This is a genomic window from Corynebacterium sp. HMSC29G08 (genome assembly GCF_001806875.1).
Taxonomy (GTDB): domain Bacteria; phylum Actinomycetota; class Actinomycetes; order Mycobacteriales; family Mycobacteriaceae; genus Corynebacterium.
Genome location: NZ_KV786228.1, coordinates 1 through 734, shown reverse-complemented (window position 1 = coordinate 734; position 734 = coordinate 1). Strand labels below are relative to the sequence as shown.

Sequence of the window (734 nt, the reverse complement as noted above, 5' to 3'; positions counted from 1 at the left end):
GCCGGTGATTGCTTGGATGGTGGCGGTGAGTTCGGGTGGCAGTGGTACTGCGGCGTGGACGGTTTCGCCGCCAACGTCGAGTTGAAAGCTGCGGTATTGCTTGAGTGTTCTCACGAAGCGTTTGATGGATTGTCCACTGCGGGTTTCTATGAGATGCGCAACTGCTAGCGCGGCCATCACAATATTGAGGTGTGCGGTAATCGAGTCTTGTTTCCGCGCGTAGATCGGGCGGGCTTTTAAGTCTGATTTCGACATCCGAAACGACTTCTCAATATTAAACAACCTGCGGTAATGTCCGATGACTTCCTCGGCGGGAAGCGTCATCAAGTCGGTTTCGTAGCCTTTGATTCCCGCTAACGCACGGTGCTTGGCAGCCAGTGCGTAGTTGACTTTGTTGTTCGGGGCAGAAAGGTCAATGTAGCGGTTACGTTTGATGGCAGTCTCGCCGGCGACGGCGCGTTTGGCTTTTATGATTTGTTCTTCAATACCTCGTAGGCTGCGCCTAGCCCGATCGTGGGAGTACTGGTAATGCGTCACCGAGTTCGCGGTGGCGTGTTTGCGGCCATCACTTGCCGAACGTTGTGTCCAGATCTGGCCGTGGGTGTATGCAGTGTCTGGGTGCTTGCGGCGCCAGGTGTCGATTACTTCGGGCACTGTTGGAGTTTTCACAGACAGGATGTAATGCAAACCCGCATCGATCAGTGCTTGTTTATTCGCCGCGGAGAACATTCCCG

1 protein-coding gene is annotated in these 734 nt (G+C 54.5%); it reads right to left on the bottom strand.

Annotation, left to right across the window (positions count from 1 at the left end; translation table 11 throughout):
* Positions 1–734, bottom strand: a 734-nt coding sequence (locus tag HMPREF3101_RS03905) for an IS1634 family transposase (protein WP_141737345.1), incomplete at both ends; no start/stop codon positions are given.